This window comes from Streptomyces sp. BBFR51 (assembly GCF_044591655.1).
Taxonomy (GTDB): Bacteria; Actinomycetota; Actinomycetes; order Streptomycetales; family Streptomycetaceae; genus Streptomyces.
Genome location: NZ_CP172448.1, coordinates 2,542,983 through 2,559,605, shown reverse-complemented (window position 1 = coordinate 2,559,605; position 16,623 = coordinate 2,542,983). Strand labels below are relative to the sequence as shown.

Annotated in this window: 17 protein-coding genes and 1 pseudogene; 8 read left to right on the top strand and 10 right to left on the bottom strand. The window is 69.8% G+C overall.

Going from position 1 to position 16,623, the window contains the following annotated elements; all coding sequences use genetic code 11:
* Positions 1–37: 37 nt before the first annotated feature.
* Entirely contained in the window at positions 38–841 is an 804-nt protein-coding gene (locus ACGH7X_RS11665) for a VOC family protein (protein WP_399896944.1), read from the top strand.
* Here ACGH7X_RS11665 and ACGH7X_RS11660 read toward each other — a convergent pair.
* Positions 799–1,341, bottom strand: a complete 543-nt coding sequence (locus ACGH7X_RS11660) for a TetR/AcrR family transcriptional regulator (RefSeq protein ID WP_399884386.1) — start codon at positions 1,339–1,341, stop codon at positions 799–801. The genes ACGH7X_RS11665 and ACGH7X_RS11660 overlap by 43 nt on opposite strands.
* 93 nt (positions 1,342–1,434) lie before the next feature.
* Between ACGH7X_RS11660 and ACGH7X_RS11655 the strand changes: the two genes are divergently transcribed.
* On the top strand, positions 1,435–2,181 hold the full coding sequence (locus ACGH7X_RS11655; protein ID WP_399884384.1) for an alpha/beta fold hydrolase: 747 nt from the start codon (positions 1,435–1,437) through the stop codon (positions 2,179–2,181).
* A gap of 1,423 nt (positions 2,182–3,604) precedes the next feature.
* Here the strand turns inward: ACGH7X_RS11655 and ACGH7X_RS11650 are convergent.
* Positions 3,605–4,255, bottom strand: coding sequence for a LysE family translocator (locus tag ACGH7X_RS11650; RefSeq protein WP_399884382.1), 651 nt, complete (start codon positions 4,253–4,255; stop codon positions 3,605–3,607).
* 175 nt (positions 4,256–4,430) lie between these two features.
* Here ACGH7X_RS11650 and ACGH7X_RS11645 point away from each other — a divergent pair, with 175 nt between their 5' ends.
* The gene (locus ACGH7X_RS11645) at positions 4,431–6,074 is read left to right on the top strand and encodes a serine/threonine-protein kinase (RefSeq protein WP_399884380.1); all 1,644 of its coding nucleotides are present in this window, start codon (positions 4,431–4,433) and stop codon (positions 6,072–6,074) included.
* A gap of 45 nt (positions 6,075–6,119) precedes the next feature.
* Here ACGH7X_RS11645 and ACGH7X_RS11640 read toward each other — a convergent pair whose 3' ends face one another.
* The 4 genes from ACGH7X_RS11640 to ACGH7X_RS11625 all read right to left on the bottom strand — a co-directional run bounded on the left by ACGH7X_RS11640 (position 6,120) and on the right by ACGH7X_RS11625 (position 9,709).
* Positions 6,120–7,565: an ATP-binding protein gene (locus ACGH7X_RS11640; RefSeq protein ID WP_399884378.1), complete on the bottom strand. Its 1,446-nt coding sequence runs from the start codon at positions 7,563–7,565 to the stop codon at positions 6,120–6,122.
* 189 nt (positions 7,566–7,754) lie between these two features.
* A complete protein-coding gene (locus ACGH7X_RS11635) occupies positions 7,755–8,366 on the bottom strand; it encodes a uracil-DNA glycosylase (protein ID WP_399884376.1) in 612 nt (203 codons plus the stop codon).
* A 267-nt stretch (positions 8,367–8,633) separates the two neighbouring features.
* Positions 8,634–8,849 carry a DUF397 domain-containing protein gene (locus ACGH7X_RS11630; RefSeq protein ID WP_399884374.1) on the bottom strand — a complete coding sequence of 72 codons (216 nt, stop codon included), beginning with the start codon at positions 8,847–8,849 and terminating at the stop codon, positions 8,634–8,636.
* A complete protein-coding gene (locus ACGH7X_RS11625; RefSeq protein WP_399884372.1) occupies positions 8,846–9,709 on the bottom strand; it encodes a helix-turn-helix domain-containing protein in 864 nt (287 codons plus the stop codon). Before ACGH7X_RS11625 ends, ACGH7X_RS11630 begins: the two co-directional genes overlap by 4 nt.
* A 146-nt stretch (positions 9,710–9,855) precedes the next feature.
* Here ACGH7X_RS11625 and ACGH7X_RS11620 point away from each other — a divergent pair, with 146 nt between their 5' ends.
* Both ACGH7X_RS11620 and ACGH7X_RS11615 read left to right on the top strand, forming a co-directional pair.
* Entirely contained in the window at positions 9,856–10,596 is a 741-nt protein-coding gene (locus ACGH7X_RS11620) for an ATP-binding protein (protein WP_399884370.1), read from the top strand.
* Between the two features lie 21 nt (positions 10,597–10,617).
* A complete protein-coding gene (locus ACGH7X_RS11615; RefSeq protein WP_399884368.1) occupies positions 10,618–10,764 on the top strand; it encodes a hypothetical protein in 147 nt (48 codons plus the stop codon).
* A 95-nt stretch (positions 10,765–10,859) separates the two neighbouring features.
* Here the strand turns inward: ACGH7X_RS11615 and ACGH7X_RS11610 are convergent.
* Positions 10,860–11,611: pseudogene (locus tag ACGH7X_RS11610) on the bottom strand (LLM class flavin-dependent oxidoreductase); the annotation flags it as partial.
* A gap of 311 nt (positions 11,612–11,922) precedes the next feature.
* On the opposite strand from ACGH7X_RS11610, the gene ACGH7X_RS11605 reads away from it, so the two are divergent.
* Positions 11,923–12,930 carry a glycoside hydrolase family 11 protein gene (locus ACGH7X_RS11605; protein ID WP_399884366.1) on the top strand — a complete coding sequence of 336 codons (1,008 nt, stop codon included), beginning with the start codon at positions 11,923–11,925 and terminating at the stop codon, positions 12,928–12,930.
* A gap of 52 nt (positions 12,931–12,982) precedes the next feature.
* Positions 12,983–13,984: a polysaccharide deacetylase family protein gene (locus tag ACGH7X_RS11600; RefSeq protein ID WP_399884364.1), complete on the top strand. Its 1,002-nt coding sequence runs from the start codon at positions 12,983–12,985 to the stop codon at positions 13,982–13,984.
* A 55-nt stretch (positions 13,985–14,039) separates the two neighbouring features.
* Here the strand turns inward: ACGH7X_RS11600 and ACGH7X_RS11595 are convergent, their stop codons facing one another.
* Positions 14,040–14,384: a MazG-like family protein gene (locus ACGH7X_RS11595; RefSeq protein WP_399884362.1), complete on the bottom strand. Its 345-nt coding sequence runs from the start codon at positions 14,382–14,384 to the stop codon at positions 14,040–14,042.
* 53 nt (positions 14,385–14,437) lie between these two features.
* Entirely contained in the window at positions 14,438–14,980 is a 543-nt protein-coding gene (locus ACGH7X_RS11590; RefSeq protein WP_399884360.1) for a DoxX family protein, read from the bottom strand.
* A 182-nt stretch (positions 14,981–15,162) separates the two neighbouring features.
* Here ACGH7X_RS11590 and ACGH7X_RS11585 point away from each other — a divergent pair, with 182 nt between their 5' ends.
* Positions 15,163–15,489: a nuclear transport factor 2 family protein gene (locus tag ACGH7X_RS11585; protein ID WP_399884359.1), complete on the top strand. Its 327-nt coding sequence runs from the start codon at positions 15,163–15,165 to the stop codon at positions 15,487–15,489.
* 288 nt (positions 15,490–15,777) lie between these two features.
* Here ACGH7X_RS11585 and ACGH7X_RS11580 read toward each other — a convergent pair whose 3' ends face one another.
* Entirely contained in the window at positions 15,778–16,569 is a 792-nt protein-coding gene (locus ACGH7X_RS11580; protein ID WP_399884357.1) for an SDR family oxidoreductase, read from the bottom strand.
* Between the last annotated feature and the right edge of the window lie 54 nt (positions 16,570–16,623).

Here is a 16,623-nt window from a genome sequence, read left to right as displayed (position 1 = left end):
CCCCCACCGACCAGCGCGAACGACAGGTCGGAAACAGATCAGTTCATCGAACCGAGGGAATACCCGTGCCCCATCAGCCTTCTGCCTCTCTTTCACGTCGGCATCATCGTGGAAGACTTCGACCGCGCCGTCGCCGATTGCGAGAAACGGTGGGGGGCAACACAGAGCAGATAACGGATCTGACATTCTCCACAGCCGAACTTCACGGGGAAAAGGTTGGCTTCTCTGCCCGTTACGGCTTCATCAGGACGGGATCTTCGGAGATGAACTGATCCAGCCGCTCGATGGCCGCTCGCCGTACACGGAGTTCCTCGACCTCCACGGTGAAGGCGTCCACCACCTCGCCTACGTGGTGGGAAGCATCGACCAGTTCCTCGAAGCGCTGCGAGCGACGGGAGAGGCAGGTCGTGTCACCTTCGAGGCAACCATCGCAGGGCAGACACGCTTCGTGTACCTGGACGGTCTGGCCCATGGGCCGGCTATCGAGCTGATCGAAACCACCGGCGAAGACGCCTGGCCGCGACACGGTTCCGGACGGACGCGACACCACAGCGGGCTCTCACACCTTGCGGTCGCGGTTGCCAATGTTCACGAACAGTCGCCATCTTCCCCGCTCGCGCGCGTGCCAACGGTCCGTGCGCCCGAGCGGCAACCGGCGACCAGCGGGCATCTGATACGCCCGCCGTGCTCCGAAGCGCCTTCGCGTCCACGTCAAGGAGGGCTGCATGACGAGCGGCACGATGCGGTCTGCGGCCCAACGTCCGAGTTCGGGCCCAGCGCGCGCCAGAGCCCCTGTCGTCAGAGGGTGGGTGCGAGGCCGACCCGGAGGATGTCGAGGTAGTTGTCGATCGCGTCTCCCTGCCGCTCCGCCGGGTGCTCGCTGACGGCGTGGATCAGGCCGCACAGGAGCTTGAGCAGGTTTTCGCCGGTGAGGACAGGGGCAGGGCGGATGCGTGCGAGCAGGTGGGAGGTGACTTCGACCAGCTCTCCCTTGGCCTGGTGCAGAGAGTCCGTCTCGTCGGACCCGGTGATCAGAACGTCGGTGAGGCCCGGTTGCGCCAGGGCCGTCAGGAGCGCCGTGCGGAGGAAGTCAACGAGCGCCTTGGCGGGATCGGGGTCTCCGCCGGCTGCGGCCGCCGCATCGATGAGCTCTCGGACCGCCTCTTCCAGGACGGACTCCAGCATGGCCCGCTGCGTGGGGAAGACCCGGTAGACCGTCCCGACCCCCACGCCCGCCCTGCGCGCGAGCTCGTTGAGGGTGAGCGCGATCTCCCCGCCGATGACGGCGCCGCGGGCCTCATCGAAGATCCTCTGCCTGTTGCGTGCGGCATCCGACCTCATGACCCCTCCCTCGCACACCTATGCGGATAACCTATCAGGTTGATGCTACGGTTAAGTCGATAACCAATCCACTTCACTTCGTCAGGAGCGGTCATGGCCGTTGTGTTCATCCATGGAGTACCGGAGACGCCCTCCGTCTGGAACGACCTCCGGGGGCGGATCGACCGCCCCACCACGGCCCTGCGGCTGCCCGGATTCGGCAGCCCTCGCCCGGCTCACCTGGACGGCAAGGGGGCGTACGCCGACTGGCTGGCGAACGAACTGCGCGCCTTCGGCGAGCCCGTCGACCTCGTGGGCCACGACTGGGGTGCACACCTGGTGATGCGGATCGTCTCCGCCTACGACGTTCCGGTACGCAGCTGGGTGTCCGACGTCGCACACGGCTGGCACCCCGACTATCAGTGGCATGAGGCTGCCACCCTCTTCCAGAAGACCCCGGAGGGCGAGGAGCTGCTCGCGTCGCTGCGCACCCAGACCCCCGGCAGCCCCAGCTTCGGGGACTTCCTCCGCCCCCGGGGGATGAGCGCCGAACTGGCGACGGAAGTCGACACCGTCCACGACGAAGAGATGAGCACGGCCATCCTCACGCTCTACCGCTCGGCCTGGCCCAACTTCTACACCGACTGGGGCAAGGACTTCGACCGCCCCACTCAGGTGCCGGGGCTCGTCCTGATCCCGACCGGCGATCCGATGGCACAGCCCGCGATGGACCTGGATATGGCCATGCGAATCGGGGCACAGGCAGTGGAACTGGACAACCTCACCCACTACTGGATGCTCCAGGATCCTGATCGGGGCGCGGAGGTACTCAACCGATTCTGGGACTCCCGGCCAGCATGACATCTGGTACCGGTGGGCGACGTTTTCGCGGTGATGAGGTTCGCTTGCGCGTGAGGGAATAGCCATGATGGCGCTGACTCGCAAGATGTTCATTGCCCGGGAGGTGGTCGGTCGGGTCGCTGTCACGGATGTCGGCGGCGTCCGCCATACACAGGACCGGCACCCGGTCCGGGAACCCCTGCAAGGAAGGCTCCCGGCGACGCCGCAAGGCTGAGTCCAAGCCGATCGCCTTCCGCCCCGAGGCCTGGCGATGTCCCGGGTCGTTGCTCACGGATCGCCCTGCAGGTAGGAGCGCGCCGCGGTCATAACCTCTGTGAAGTGGCGCCCTGCCGCCGTCTGCCGAAACGATGCGGGTCGGCAGCGCCGCAGCAGGATTCTGCGCTCCTTCCGTTTGTCGTGCCAAAAGTGGGCCTTGGCTTGCGTCCGGCCTGGGAGCAGCTGACGGGACCACGAGGACGTGGTCCTGGAGAACGGCTGGCTCGCTGCCCGCCATGAGGCTACTGCCGTGCTTGATCATCACCTACGGCCAGTGGCTGCGGTCGGAGCTTCTCGACAGGCGCTGTCACGTTGTTGGGTGCGTGAGTGCCTGACAGCGTGCTGGAGTGTGACCGGCCCGGGCGTCGGCCTGGGTCAGGCTGTTGCGGGCAGGCCGGCGATGCCGGTGATGTGGTCCCTGATGGCGAAAGTCCTAGTCGTTCCAGCGCCTCCCGGTACGCCGCACGCTCAGCCACATGCAGCGCCCTGCGCCGGGCAGCGAGCCACACCGTGGCGGTCCTCGAGCCGGACCACGGTCCGGCCGTTGGAACTCGGTCTGCTGTAACTGCCTGCCGCATAACGGCCGGTGAGGTCCTCAAGCAGAATGAGCTCAGCTGCAGCCGTAGGCAGCTGGTGAAGGCCCAGCCGCTTGCTCGGGTGAAATGGCCGCCGGGGGAACCTGTCTGGTGAGTGCTGTATGGCACTGTGGAGCCGTCCCGCAAGGACAGAGACGCCACCCAGGCCCGCTAAAACCGCGGGTGGTGTCCGGTACCGACCTCCAATCGGTGCCAGCGAAGCCTCCAGGATGGACATCCTGGAGCCCTTCGTATGCCTGGCTCCGCTGTTGGAGGCAGGCGTCCCCGTCGCGGCTCGACCAAGGTCGATTCCGAGTACCTTCAGAGGATTCATCTCCTCATCAACACCGTCCGACCTGAGCCGACTCGGACCAAACCAGAGAGCGTTTTCCTCAGACTGCCTCCGATCGCCTCTGCAACCCGACCTAACAGGTCACAACCGATCCGGCCCACGAAAGCGTAGGTCAGAAAGGTGCCTCGGATAGACCCGGCGTACAGCCCGACTCGTCTGCCGCCTCCAGCGGTGCCGGTGCCCAACGGGTGACCGAAGCCCCACGAGGGATCTCGCCTGAGGGAGTCGTCCGCTGACCGGCTCAGTCCTTGCGCCCCGTGGCGGCGACGGTGACGCCGAGACCGATCATCGTGAGCCCGCCGACTCCGCCGACCAGCGAGAGCCGCCGGGGTGAGCGGGCGAACCAGTCGCGTCCGGTCGCCGCGGCCAGTCCCCACACGCTGTCGCAGGCCACCGCGATGAGGTTGAAGACCAGCCCCAACGCCAGCATCTGCACCATCACGTGTCCTTGGGCGCGGTCCACGAACTGCGGCAGTACGGCGGCGAAGAACACCATGGTCTTGGGGTTGGCCACACCGACAGCGAACCCCTCCCACAGCGTGCGCAGGCCCCCGTTCCGCGTGGCCGTGTCCGCCGTGTCCGCCGTGACCGCGGCGCGCAGTGAGCCGCGCTGCCGCCACGCCCTGACACCCAGGTACACCAGGTACGCGGCACCGGCGAACTTCAGTGCCGTGAAGACGAGGACGGACCGTTCCACGATCGACCCGACCCCGAGCGCCACGGCCACGACGAGCACATACGCGCCCACCGTGTTCCCCACGACCGTGGTCAGCGCGGCCGGGCGCCCCTGGGCCAGCGCCCGGCCGATCACGAACAGCACGCTGGGTCCGGGGATCACGATCAGCAGGAACGACATGGCCGCGAAGGCGAGCAAGCGGTCGGAGGACACCATGGCGCCCATGGAAGCACGGCCGGGCCACGCTCCTCAGCCCCTTTTCCGTGCCGTGAGAGGCGCCGATCAACGCCGCCCACATCAGGGGTGGTTGGGAATCGGTGCCCTCGGGTGTCGGTATGGTTGCCACTGTCTTTGCGGGTGCTGGTGGTAGCGAGAGGGATGTGAGAGACCGGTGCTGACCGGTGTTCCTGATCAGCAGGCCGACGAGGGCTCCGAGCGGCTGATCGCCGGCCGCTATCTGCTGCACGACGTGCTCGGCAAGGGCGGCATGGGCACCGTCTGGCGTGCTCACGACCAGCTCCTCGACCGGCAGGTCGCCGCCAAGGAACTGCACTTCGCCACCGAGGCCGACGAGGACCACCGGGTACGGATGCGTCGCGCGGTCCGTGAGGCACGCGCCGTCGCCCGGGTGCCGCATCCCCATGTGGTCGGCGTGCACGACCTGGTCGAGTACGAGGACCGGCTCTGGATCGTCATGGAGCTCGTGCAGGGCCCCTCGCTCGCGGCTCGGGTCGCCCGTTCCGGGCCGCTCACCCCGGCGCACACCGCACGCCTCGGCCTCCAACTCCTCGACGCCCTCAAGGCCGTCCACCTCGCCGGGACCCTGCACCGCGACGTGAAACCCGCCAACGTGCTGCTGCGCCCCGACGGCAGCGCGGTGCTGACCGACTTCGGCATCGCGGCCCTCGACGACGGCGAGCCGCTCACGTCCACCGGCCAACTCGTCGGCTCCGTCGAGTACATGGCACCTGAACGGGCCTTGGCACACGAGGGCGGGCCGGAGTCCGACCTCTGGTCGCTCGGCGCCACGCTGGTCACCGTCTGCGGAGGGCAGTCGCCCTTCCGCAGGTCCGCGTACGCCGCGACCATGCACGCCGTCGTGTACGGGGACCCGGCGCTTCCGGAAGGGCTCGGCGCGCTCCGCCCCGTCGTCGAGGCCCTGCTGCGCAAGGAGCCGGGCGAGCGCCCCACCGCCGACGAGGTGGCGGAGGCCCTGCGGGACGTCGCGGCGGGGGAGACGACGGACCTCGCCCCGTTGCCCGTGGCCGACGGCAGCGGCGTCGCGCCCGACGCCGTCACCGTTGTCGTCAGCCATGCTCCCGGGCCGTCGGACCGGGCGGGGGACACGAGAATCGCGCCCCCGGGCGGATTCGGGGGCACGGGGGAGCACACCGCCGACACCACGTACACCCCGCCCCCGGCACGCCAGGGAGGCGCCGCCCGCTGGCTGGCGTGGACACTCACCGGAGCAGCCGCGCTCGTCGCCCTCGTGGGCGGCGGGCTGCTCCTCGCGGGCGTGGCCCCCTTCCAGGGCGACGAGCAGGGGTCGGCCCAGGGAGCGGCCCAGGGCAGGACCGAGGCCCCCGCTCCGGCGGCGACACCCCTGGCCTCCCCCGTCGGGGCGCCCCAGGTGACGTCCTACGAGCTGGTCGTGAGCGCCCACGAGGGCTGGCAGCCGGTCGAGAACGCGGTGGTCCGCGAGGGCGACACCGTCACCGTGAGCTTCCAGCAGGGCGCGTGGACGGTCGACCAGCAGAGCATGCCCATGACCGGACCGGCCGGCTACGACACACAGACCGACCGGACGCTGGACTTCGCTACCCAGTGCAAGGTCGTCCCCGAGGCCCCCTTCGGCACCCTCGTGACCCGCCTGGCGGACACCGAGGACGCACCGGCCCTCGCCATCGGGGAGGCGAAGACCTTCAAGGCGGGCGGCGACGGCCTGGTCCAGCTCCGGATCAACGACGCCGAGGGCTGCCTCGACGACAACACGGGCGAGATCAGCGTGGTCGTCGAGGTCACCCACCAGCCCTGACGGACGGGAGATTCCCAGCGGCCGGATCCGGCACGGGGAGGAAACTCACGTTGCGGAAGCCCAGGCCTCCATCAGCCGCCCGGGCCCGTACGTCGCCGCCAGGCCGTCCACGGTGAACCCCGAGCGGGACACCGCGACCAGGGGAGTGTCCTCGTCGGCCCCGGGGACGGCCAGGGCGTCCCGTGCCAGCGAGGCCAGGGCGCGGCGGTCGAAGGAGCCGCGCTCGTGCCACTTGACCGAGCCGACGAACCCGATCTCGCGCGCCGGATACCGGTCCGCGCCCACGAGATCGACCTCTGGATTGTTCGTACGAGGCCACCAGCCGCCCACTTCTCTCACCTGCGGCCACGTGTCGTCTGGCAGCAGCCGGGCCAGGGACTCCCGTACGACGGGTTCGATCGCCCGCCCCCGCCACGAGGTCCAGCCGCGCTCGACCGTCTCGACCACGATCCGGCTGCGCCCGCGCTCGATCTCCGGGATCCCCTGTTCCAGAAAGGCGAGCCAGAAACGCAGGTAGGGGTCGGCGACGCGGTAACGGCGGTCACGGTCACCGGGGCGGGCGGAGAGCGGGGTGTCGACGGCGATCAGCCGCTTGTCCAAGAGGGTGCGCAGGGCCGGGGTGAGGGAACCGGGCGGGAGGGGCCGGTCGGCTGCCCCGGCCTTCGCGGCGATCGTCCCGAAGGTCCGCTCGCCACTACCGATCACGGAGAGCACGTGCCTGGCCTGGAGGGCAGCCGGGAACTCGGCGGCCAGCGCCCGCTCGGCGGACACGAGGAGGGGCGAGGTGGGGTCGGCGAGGGCCCGGGAGAGGAAGTCGGTCCGGCTCTCGCCCTCCCGCCACTCCTGGCAGACGAGGGGCAGACCACCGGTGATCAGGTGCGCGTCGAAGGCGTCGGCGGCGGGCAGTCCGGTCATGGCCATGACCTCGGCGGGGGAGAGGGGCGCGAGGACCATCTCGACCCCGCGCTGGTGGAAGGGGCGGCCGTAGGCGGAGAGCTGCTCCATCATCGCCAGGTCGCTGCCGATGAGGACGAGCAGCACGGGCTTCCGGCTCAGCACCCGGTCCCACACGGTCTGCAGGGTGCCTTCCAGGACCGGGTCGCCTTCGAGCATCCATGGCAGCTCGTCGAGTACGACGACACTGGGGGAGTCGTTCGGAAGCACGGCTGCGAGCTGGCGCAGAGCGGTGTCCCATTCGGCGACCGTGGTGACGCCGGTGAGGAGAGCGGTGTCGGGCAGCGAGGAGTGGCGGACCTCGTCGAGGAAGCGGGCCCGTTCCCGCTGGGCGTCCTCACCTCGGGTGGCCTGGTGGACGACGTACGGCACCTGGGCGCGCTCGCAGAAGAGGTCCACGAGCCGTGACTTCCCGACACGGCGCCGGCCGCGCAGGAGCAGAGCACGGCCGCGCTGGTCGCCCCGGCCCTTGCGCACCCAGTCGAGGTGGCGGTCGAGGGCGGCCAGCTCGGATGTGCGTCCTACGAAGCCTGGCATGGTCACCTTTCGAAGTTGCTCGGATTGAGCATACTCAAGTGAACCATAGTATGGACAATGTGAGTGTCCAGAGGGTTGCTTTCAGTGACGGATCAGCTGCCCTTCCGTAGGGGGTCGGGTGGTGACCTGCGACGTTGTGGCGCGTCGTAACGTCGGCACTCGCCGCGACCGCGACCCCAAGAAGGGCCTCTACGGCAGCACGCCTGTGCTGCGGAGGGCATCACCGACCTTCTGGTAGGAGTCGATACGATGCTGCGCGCGGCGGGCGCGTTCCTCCGGGTCTCGCACGAAGAGAGCCTGCCGTCCGGGGTGGTAGGTGCTGACCACCTCCAGGGTCCTGTCACGGACGGCTTCGGGGTGTGCCTTGAGCAGGCGGCGCCAAACGTCTTGGGCTTCGTTGCCCTGGAGGAGCACGACCTGTGCCTTCGGCATCAGCCCCAGCAACTCTTTCAGGACCTCGGCACCGGCCTGGAGCTCAGCCGCGTTCGGTGAGCGGTTGATGTACCAGGGATAGGCGTTCCAGGGAGTGACGTCACGCGGCGCTATCCCGGCCTCCTCGAAGATCTGGGCCTGGAGCTCCGCCGTCGGGTCATCGTTTTCCACACACAGGAATCCCGAGCCTGCGCCTTCCTGCGTCTTGGGGCCCGGGTCCCGAAGGATGGACAAGACGCGAGCCTCCGCTCCCCCGTGCCAGGGTGCGACCTGCGGCATCCAGCCACGCCCGTCCTGATCGCGCAAGGCGTCGACCATCTCGTTGATCGGACGGACATGGGGGGCATAGCGCCCCTGCTCCTGCTCCACCCGGAAAGCCTCTTCACGCATCCTTCTCGCCATATTTCCTCCAACACCGGCCGACAATCCATCACATGGGTACAGGCAACAAGTGGCGAAGGACGCGATGGCAGTTGCGGGCAACCCTGCCGATGAAGCCCTGGGCACCACAGTGAGCTGCAACATTGTCTAGCTGCTTCCACGCCTCCTTGGACTGGCCGTACCCGTGCTGCTGGTGACAAGGGAGAGCCCCGCCGTCCGAAGGGAAGTGGCAGGGCTCTCGTGACCGTACGAGGATCAGACGCGCCGCTCCGAGGAGGCCAAGCCGACGAACCCGGCCCACGCGTCACGCGACACCGCGACGACGGGCCCGGCAGCGGCTTTGGAGTCCCGGACGTGCACAACTGCCGTACCGGCCGCGACCTCTACACAATCGCCGCCCTCGGCTCCGCTGTAGCTGCTCTTGAACCAGGCGAAGCCGGACGCGGCGGTCGAGGACTCAGCGTTGTTCATAGCGATCCCAGCAACCCTTCGACGAACTCCAGTGACTCTCGCGAGGTGAGAGTCTGTGATCGGATGATCCCATAGCGGGCGGCGGCGAGAGTGGTCTGTTCCGGGTCGGTCTGAAGAGCGCTGGTGCCCTGGGCCTCGGCGTAGACGAACCTCATTCCGTCCTTGCGCGTGACGATCGTGAACGGCCCGTCCACACCCGCGCTTTCCTCGCAGGAGAGCGGCATGACCTGGATGACCACGTTCGGCTTCTGCCCCATCAGCAGCAGGTGCTCCAACTGCCCGCGCAGGACCGCCTCTCCACCGTACGGACGCCGCAACACCGACTCATCCATCACGAAGCTCAGCAGTGGTGCGGGCCAGCGGTTGAAGATGTCCTGACGGGCCAACCGTGCCGTCACGCGCTGCTCGATGGTCTCCGCGTCCAGGACCGGTCGTCGCATCCCCAGCAGCGCCCTCATGTACTCCTCGGTCTGAAGCAGGCCCTTGACCACGAGGGTGTCGTAAGAGAGGAGCTCAACCGCCTCCTTCTCCAGCGTCGCCATCCCCTGGAAGAACACCGGATACTGAGCCCGCTCCACCTCCTCCTTCCACAAACGCAGCAACCCGCCCGCCCCCAACACCTCGTCCGCCCGGTCGATCGTCCCCGGCGACGGAATCCTCCGCCCCTGCTCGAACGACGCGACCGTGGACGCCGAATACCCGATCCGGCTGCCGAACTCCCCCCGGTCCAGGCCTTCCCGCAGCCGCAGTGTCTTCATGGTCTGCCCGAACGCGGCGACGACGCCCTTCCCGGCGCCGTCCTCGGGGCGCCGCCCGTCACCGTTGCCGTCCTCGCCGCCCGAACCCGTACGCTCCGTCATCGAACACCGCCTCCCTGGCCCAACGCCCCCGCAGGGAACGCCGTCACGCCCCGCACCTCGTACTCGGGGAGGCACCGCGCGTACAGCGGCCCGCGTCGGTGCGTCACCACTGGTCACGCTACGCGACCGACGGGACCGTGGGAGTCATGACGAGCAAGCCCACCGACACCCCCGGCCCCACCCAACACATCGCCCTCAGGCACCACTTGATCGACAGCCCGGGCGCATCGGCGGCAGCGACGGCGCAGCGCACCTTCGAGATGCGCTTCACCTCCACGCCGCGCGGTGCCCGCCTCGCCCGCCGCCTGGCAGCCGTCCGCCTCGACGCCTGGGGCGTCCCGTACGGCACCGACGCGCACGACGCGATCGTGCTGATCGTCGCGGAGCTGACCGCGAACGCCGTCGTACACGGCCACGTCCCCGGCCGGGACTTCCACTTCCGCCTCCACCTGCACGCCGACGCCCGCTCCACGACCGTCCTGGCGGAGGTCACCGACACGCGTGCCGAACGCGTCCCGCCCCGGCCGGGAGCGGTGGCCGTCGACCCCGCCCCCGGCGCCGCCGAAACCGGCCGGGGCCTCCTCCTGGTCGCCGGCCTCGCCACCCGCTGGGGCTGGCACCCGCGCCCCGACGGTCCGGGCAAGACCGTCTGGGCTGTGTACGAGATCGAGCACGATGCCTGGCTCAACCAGTTGGCCGACGAGGCCGAGTCCGAGGGCGTCGAAGGATCCGTTTCGCTCGAAGAGATGGCTGCCCTGGCGGCCGGGGTGCCTGGCGGCCCGGAACGAGGAGGCATCATGTCCGACGCCGACGTCCGTATCCCCCTCGAGGCCCGAGACAGGCTCGCCCGGACAGCTTCCTCCGAAGGTATGTCCCTGCGGGGATAGCTCTCGCACCTCGCCGAGACATTGCTCACCCCCGAGGAGCGAGCGCTGCGGGCCGAACAGACCCGCACCGCCCTGCGCGAGTGGAATGGCTACGACCCGAACGCGAGCGAACAGGCGGATCTCGACCCGGAGCTGGACCGGCGGCTGAGTGAGGCCGGAACGAGGTGACCGCAGCCGTCCGTCTCATCGACCTCGGGCCCTGATCCCGCCGAACCCGGCGGGGTTGTCGGACCTCAGCCGTAGAGTGGCGCGGCCCCCCCCCGTCATCCGAAGGTCGGCATCACCCGCTCCGCGATCAGCCGCAGCTGCGTGTTCACGTCGGCCGCGTCCGGCAGGTCCCGGCCCGTGAACGCCTTCACCAGGGCGCGGTCGGTGATCGCGCAGATCATGTGGTTGACGCCGCTGGGGGCGATGTCGCGCTCGATCTTCTCGCGGCATTCCTCGGGTGTGCCCGCGACGGAGCGGCGGTCGGCGATCTCGGGGGAGGTCAGTTCGATGCCGCGGGCCAGGTCGCCGGCGCCGATCGCGTCGATGACCGGCTTCAGTTCCGCCGGGTCGACGCCGTTGCGGCGCAGTTGCTCCTCCGGCATGGAGGAGGCGTAGATGCCGACCATGCTGCGCGCCGCCTCCTTCGCCGTCGCCGAGTCGGGGCCCGTTGCGAAGACCACCCAGGCCCCGATGTCCAGCGCGCGCCAGTCCTTGCCGGCCCGCTCCGCGCCCGCCCTGATGTGCCGCACCGCGTAGTCGTACGCCTCGCGGGTGTAACTCAGGGCGTGGTGGCAGCCGTCCGACAACTCGCCCGCCGCCTCGAAGGACTTCGGGCCGCCCATCGCGCCGAGCTTCAGCGGCAGCCGCTCCTGGACGGGCCTGGCGAACGTGCGAGGAACGTGCGCATCACGTGCAGGGCCTCCTTCACGCGGGAGAGCGGCCTGGTGCTGGCCCAGTCGATGCGGTACTGGGCCGGCAGGCCGAAGTTGCCGCTGGACACGACGCCTTCGGCGCGGCCGTCGGAGAGCGGCTGTGCCCGGTCGTGCGGTCGTGCTCTGCCTGTACCGAGGAGGTGAGTCCACGCTGCGGCTGTCCAGGGAGTGGGACTTCGAAATTTTCGGACGCAGGTACCTACCTTTCCAGTGCAGTGGACGAACGGCCCTTGTTCGGTGTGCGCGATTGCCGGTGACCTGCTTACTGAGCTGCGACTCACCCCTCCGTACCGGATCCTGTGCGATCTCGAAGGTTTCGAAATATTTACCGAAAGTGTTGACGCTTGACGGGTACAGGCCAACACTGGCGCCGTTGTCCGAACCCCGCAGGAGAGGAACACCTCCCATGAACCTGCTCGTTCAACCGGGGCGCCCCAGACGCGGTCCCGTCACGCTGCTCATCCGGGGTGCGTGGGCCGTCGCGCTCGCCGCGCTGGCCGCGCTGATGCTGCCGGGCACCGCCCAGGCCGACACGGTCGTCACGACCAACCAGGAGGGCACCAACAACGGCTACTACTACTCGTTCTGGACCGACAGCCAGGGCACCGTCTCCATGAACATGGGGTCCGGCGGTCAGTACAGCACCTCGTGGAGCAACACCGGCAACTTCGTCGCGGGCAAGGGCTGGAGCAACGGCGGGCGCAGGACCGTGCAGTACTCGGGCAGCTTCAACCCGTCCGGCAACGCCTACCTGACCCTCTACGGGTGGACGGCGAACCCGCTCGTCGAGTACTACATCGTCGACAACTGGGGCACCTACCGGCCCACGGGCGAGTACAAGGGCACCGTCACCAGCGACGGCGGCACCTACGACATCTACAAGACGACCCGCGTCAACAAGCCCTCCGTCGAGGGCACCCGCACCTTCGACCAGTACTGGAGCGTGCGGCAGCAGAAGCGGACCGGCGGCACCATCACCACCGGCAACCACTTCGACGCCTGGGCGCGGGCCGGGATGCCGCTCGGCAGCTTCAGCTACTACATGATCATGGCCACCGAGGGCTACCAGAGCAGCGGCAACTCCAACATCAACGTCGGTGGCACGGGTGGCGGCGGCGACAACGGCGGTGGCGGTGGTGGCGGTGGCGGGGGCTGCACCGCCACGGTGTCCGCCGGGCAGAAGTGGGGCGACCGGTACAACCTCAACGTCTCCGTCAGCGGGTCCAACGACTGGACGGTGACGATGAACGTGCCGTCTCCCGCGAAGGTTCTGTCGACCTGGAACATCAACGCGAGTTATCCCAGTGCGCAGACGCTGACCGCCAAGTCGAACGGCAGCGGCAACAACTGGGGCGCCACCATCCAGGCCAACGGCAACTGGACCTGGCCCTCGGTCTCCTGCGCCGCCGGCTGACCGCACCCGGTGACGAGGAACGAGGAACCAGGAGTGAGGAGGAAACACTCGTATGCGCACCAGACCACGTACGTCATCGCGCCCCCTGCGTAACCTGGTCACCGGCGTGGCCGTCGCCGCGCTGGCCGCCGCGGGCACCGTCGTCGCCGGCGCCGCCCCCTCGCAGGCCGCCGCCTGCAACGGCTACGTCGGGCTCACCTTCGACGACGGCCCCTCCGGCACCACCCAGTCCCTGCTCAACGCGCTCAAGCAGAACGGGCTGCGGGCCACCATGTTCAACCAGGGCCAGTACGCCGCTCAGAACCCGTCGCTGGTACGGGCCCAGGTCGACGCCGGCATGTGGGTCGCCAACCACAGCTACACCCACCCGCACATGACCCAGCTCAGCCAGGCCCAGATGGACTCCGAGATCTCCCGGACCCAGCAGGCCGTCGCCAACGCCGGTGGCGGGACGCCCAAGCTGTTCCGGCCGCCGTACGGCGAGACCAACGCGACGCTCCGGTCGGTCGAGGCCAAGTACGGGCTGACCGAGGTGATCTGGGACGTCGACTCGCAGGACTGGAACAACGCCAGTACCGACGCGATCGTGCAGGCCGTGTCGCGGCTGGGCAACGGCCAGGTCATCCTCATGCACGACTGGCCGGCCAACACGCTCGCGGCCATCCCTCGCATCGCGCAGACCCTGGCGGGCAAGGGACTGTGCTCCGGCATGATCTCGCCGCAGACCGGCCGCGCGGTCGCCCCCGACGGCGGGGGCGGGGGCGGGGGCGGCGGTGGTGGCGGTGGCGGGGCCTGTACCGCGACGCTGTCCGCCGGGCAGAAGTGGGGTGATCGGTACAACCTGAACGTCTCGGTCAGCGGGTCCAACGACTGGACGGTGACGATGAACGTGCCGTCTCCGGCGAAGGTTCTGTCGACCTGGAACATCAACGCGAGTTATCCCAGTGCGCAGACGCTGACCGCCAAGTCGAACGGCAGCGGCAACAACTGGGGCGCCACCATCCAGGCCAACGGCAACTGGACCTGGCCCTCGGTGTCCTGCGCCGCCGGCTGACCGCCTCGCCCCCCGGTCCGCACCCGTGACCAAGACCCGTCCACGGGTGCGGACCTCAGCCCGTTGCCCGGCGGTCCCGCCCCGCCACCCGCGCCAGCTGCCGCCCGAACACCTCCCGGGCCTCGGGCGTCAGCGTCCGCAGGGCCACCATCGCGGTGATCACGACGTCGCACAGCTCCGCCTCCACGTCCTCCCAGGTGTGCGTGACGCCCTTGCGCGGGTTCTGGCCGGTCGCGCCGATCACCGCCTCGGCGACCTCGCCGACCTCCTCCGACAGCTTCAGCATGCGCAGCAGCAGGCCCTCCCTGCCGCCGACGGGCTGGTCCGCCTCCAGCCACTTCCACAGGTCGTCGACGGTGTCCCAGGGGTCGGCGGGCGCGCCGCCGGGGTTGTCCTTCATGCCGGGCAGCCTGCCACGGCGGCCGGACCGCCGGGACCGCCCGGACCGGTACGTCAGTCGAACAGGGGCTCCTGCTGCCCCTCGGCGGCCCTCCGCAGCCGCTTGTTCCGTGCCCCCACGACCACCGTCGTGGCCGCCGCCGTCGCCGCGAGGGCGGCGGGGACCATCCAGTTCCGGTTGACCGCGTGCCCGATCGCGTGGTCCAGCGAGAGGCGGCCGGGTCCCGCGACCGCGAGGCCCGCGGCCGTCAGGCCGAGGGAGGCCGCGTACTCGAAGCCGCCGGCCTGGGCGAAGAAGCCGTTCGGGGCGTGTACCGCCGCGGCGCCCGCCATCGCGCCGGCCGCCGCCGCGCCCGCGGCCGGGGTGGCCAGGCCCAGCGCCAGCAGGGTCCCGCCGCCCGCCTCCGCGAGGCCCGCCGCGGTGGCGCTGGCCCTGCCCGGCGCGTAGCCCATGGCTTCCATGGCCTGGCCGGTCCCCTCGATGCCCCCGCCGCCGAACCAGCCGAGCAGCTTCTGCGCACCGTGTGCGGCCAGGACGCCGCCGGTACCCAGGCGGAGCAGCAGCAGCCCGAGATCACGCCGGTCATAACAGTTCACGTCGACTCCTTCGCGGACGGCGGCGGCTCGTCCCCCCACCGTCGCCCGCGCGCGGCCTCCGAGCCCGCCGCGGGCGCCGTTCGGGTGGTGGGCCCGGTGGCGCGCGCGTGGCGGTGGGCCGGATGGCGGGCCGACCGGTGGACCGGGTGGCGGGGGTGCGGAGCCGGTGTGACGCTGCCGCCATGACGATTCAGACCACGCGACTCAGCGACCCGGCCGTCCGCGCCTTCGTCGCCGCCGTCAACGCCCACGACCGCGAGGCCTTCCTCGCGCTGCTCGCGCCGGAGGCCACCATGGCCGACGACGGGGCCGACCGAGACCTCGCCCAGTGGATCGACCAGGAGATCTTCTCCTCCCACGGCCACCTGGAGGTCGACAACGAGTCGAACGGCGGTCGCGCCCTCATCGCCCGTTACAGCAACGACACCTGGGGCGAGATGCGGACCCGGTGGGACTTCACCGTGGACGAGGACGGCCGGATCGCCCGCTTCGAGACCGGCCAGGCGTAACCCCCCGGCACCCGCCATTCCCCGGCACCCGCCGGAAGAACTACGCGGCAGCCGTTCCACCCACCGGCGTGCATCCCGCGGTGCCACGCGGGATCCACCCCCTGCCGGTGCGGCACAACGGCTGCCGCCTCCCCCCTCGCCATGGCCTGCGGAGCGTCACGGAAGGCCAACGCTCCAAGTGTGAAGCTCTGGTGAAGGAGAGTTGAGCATATGCCCGCCACCGGCTGCAATACCGTGGACGTCTAAATTCCGATTGTGTGAATCATGGGCTGCTCGCGCACGCCGCGCTCAGCCGCGCCCCACGTACGGCATCGCCGTCGCCATGACCGTCGCGAACTGCACGTTGGCCTCCAGGGGCAGCTCGGCCATGTGCCGTACCGTCCGCGCCACGTCGGCGACGTCCATCACGGGCTCGGGTGCGGTCTCCCCGTCGGCCTGGAGCGCGCCGGTCTGCATCCCGGCCGTCATGTCGGTCGCCGCGTTGCCGATGTCGATCTGCCCGACCGCGATGCCGTAGGGACGGCCGTCCAGCGACAGTGACTTGGTCAGGCCCGTCAGCGCGTGCTTGGTCGCCGTGTACGCCACCGAGTGCGGACGGGGCGTGTGCGCCGAGATCGAGCCGTTGTTGATGATCCGGCCGCCCCGAGGGTCCTGCTCCTTCATCTGCCGGTACGCCGCCTGCGCGCACAGGAACGCCCCGTTGAGGTTGGTGTCCACCACGTGCCGCCACGCCTCGTAGGGCAGTTCCTCAACCGGCACGCCGCCGGGGCCGAACGTCCCGGCGTTGTTGAACAGCAGGTCAAGGCGCCCGAAGCGGTCGCGCACGGCGGCGAACAGGGCCGCCACATCCTCCGGGCGTGAGACGTCGGCGCGTACGGTGAGCGTCGCGCCGCCGCCCGCCGGCGCCGCCGCGGCCGTTTCCGCCAGGGGCTCGGGGCGGCGGCCGGCCAGGGCCACCGACCAGCCGGCGGCGAGCAGTTCGAGGGCGACCGCCCGGCCGATGCCGGATCCGGCGCCCGTGACGACGGCGGTCTTCCGTGCGCCGGAGCGTTCCTCGTCGGTGGTTCTCACGGTGTTCATGAGTCGGCAGCGTACGGGTCGCGGAACATGCGGAACTCATCCTTCCGACATGAC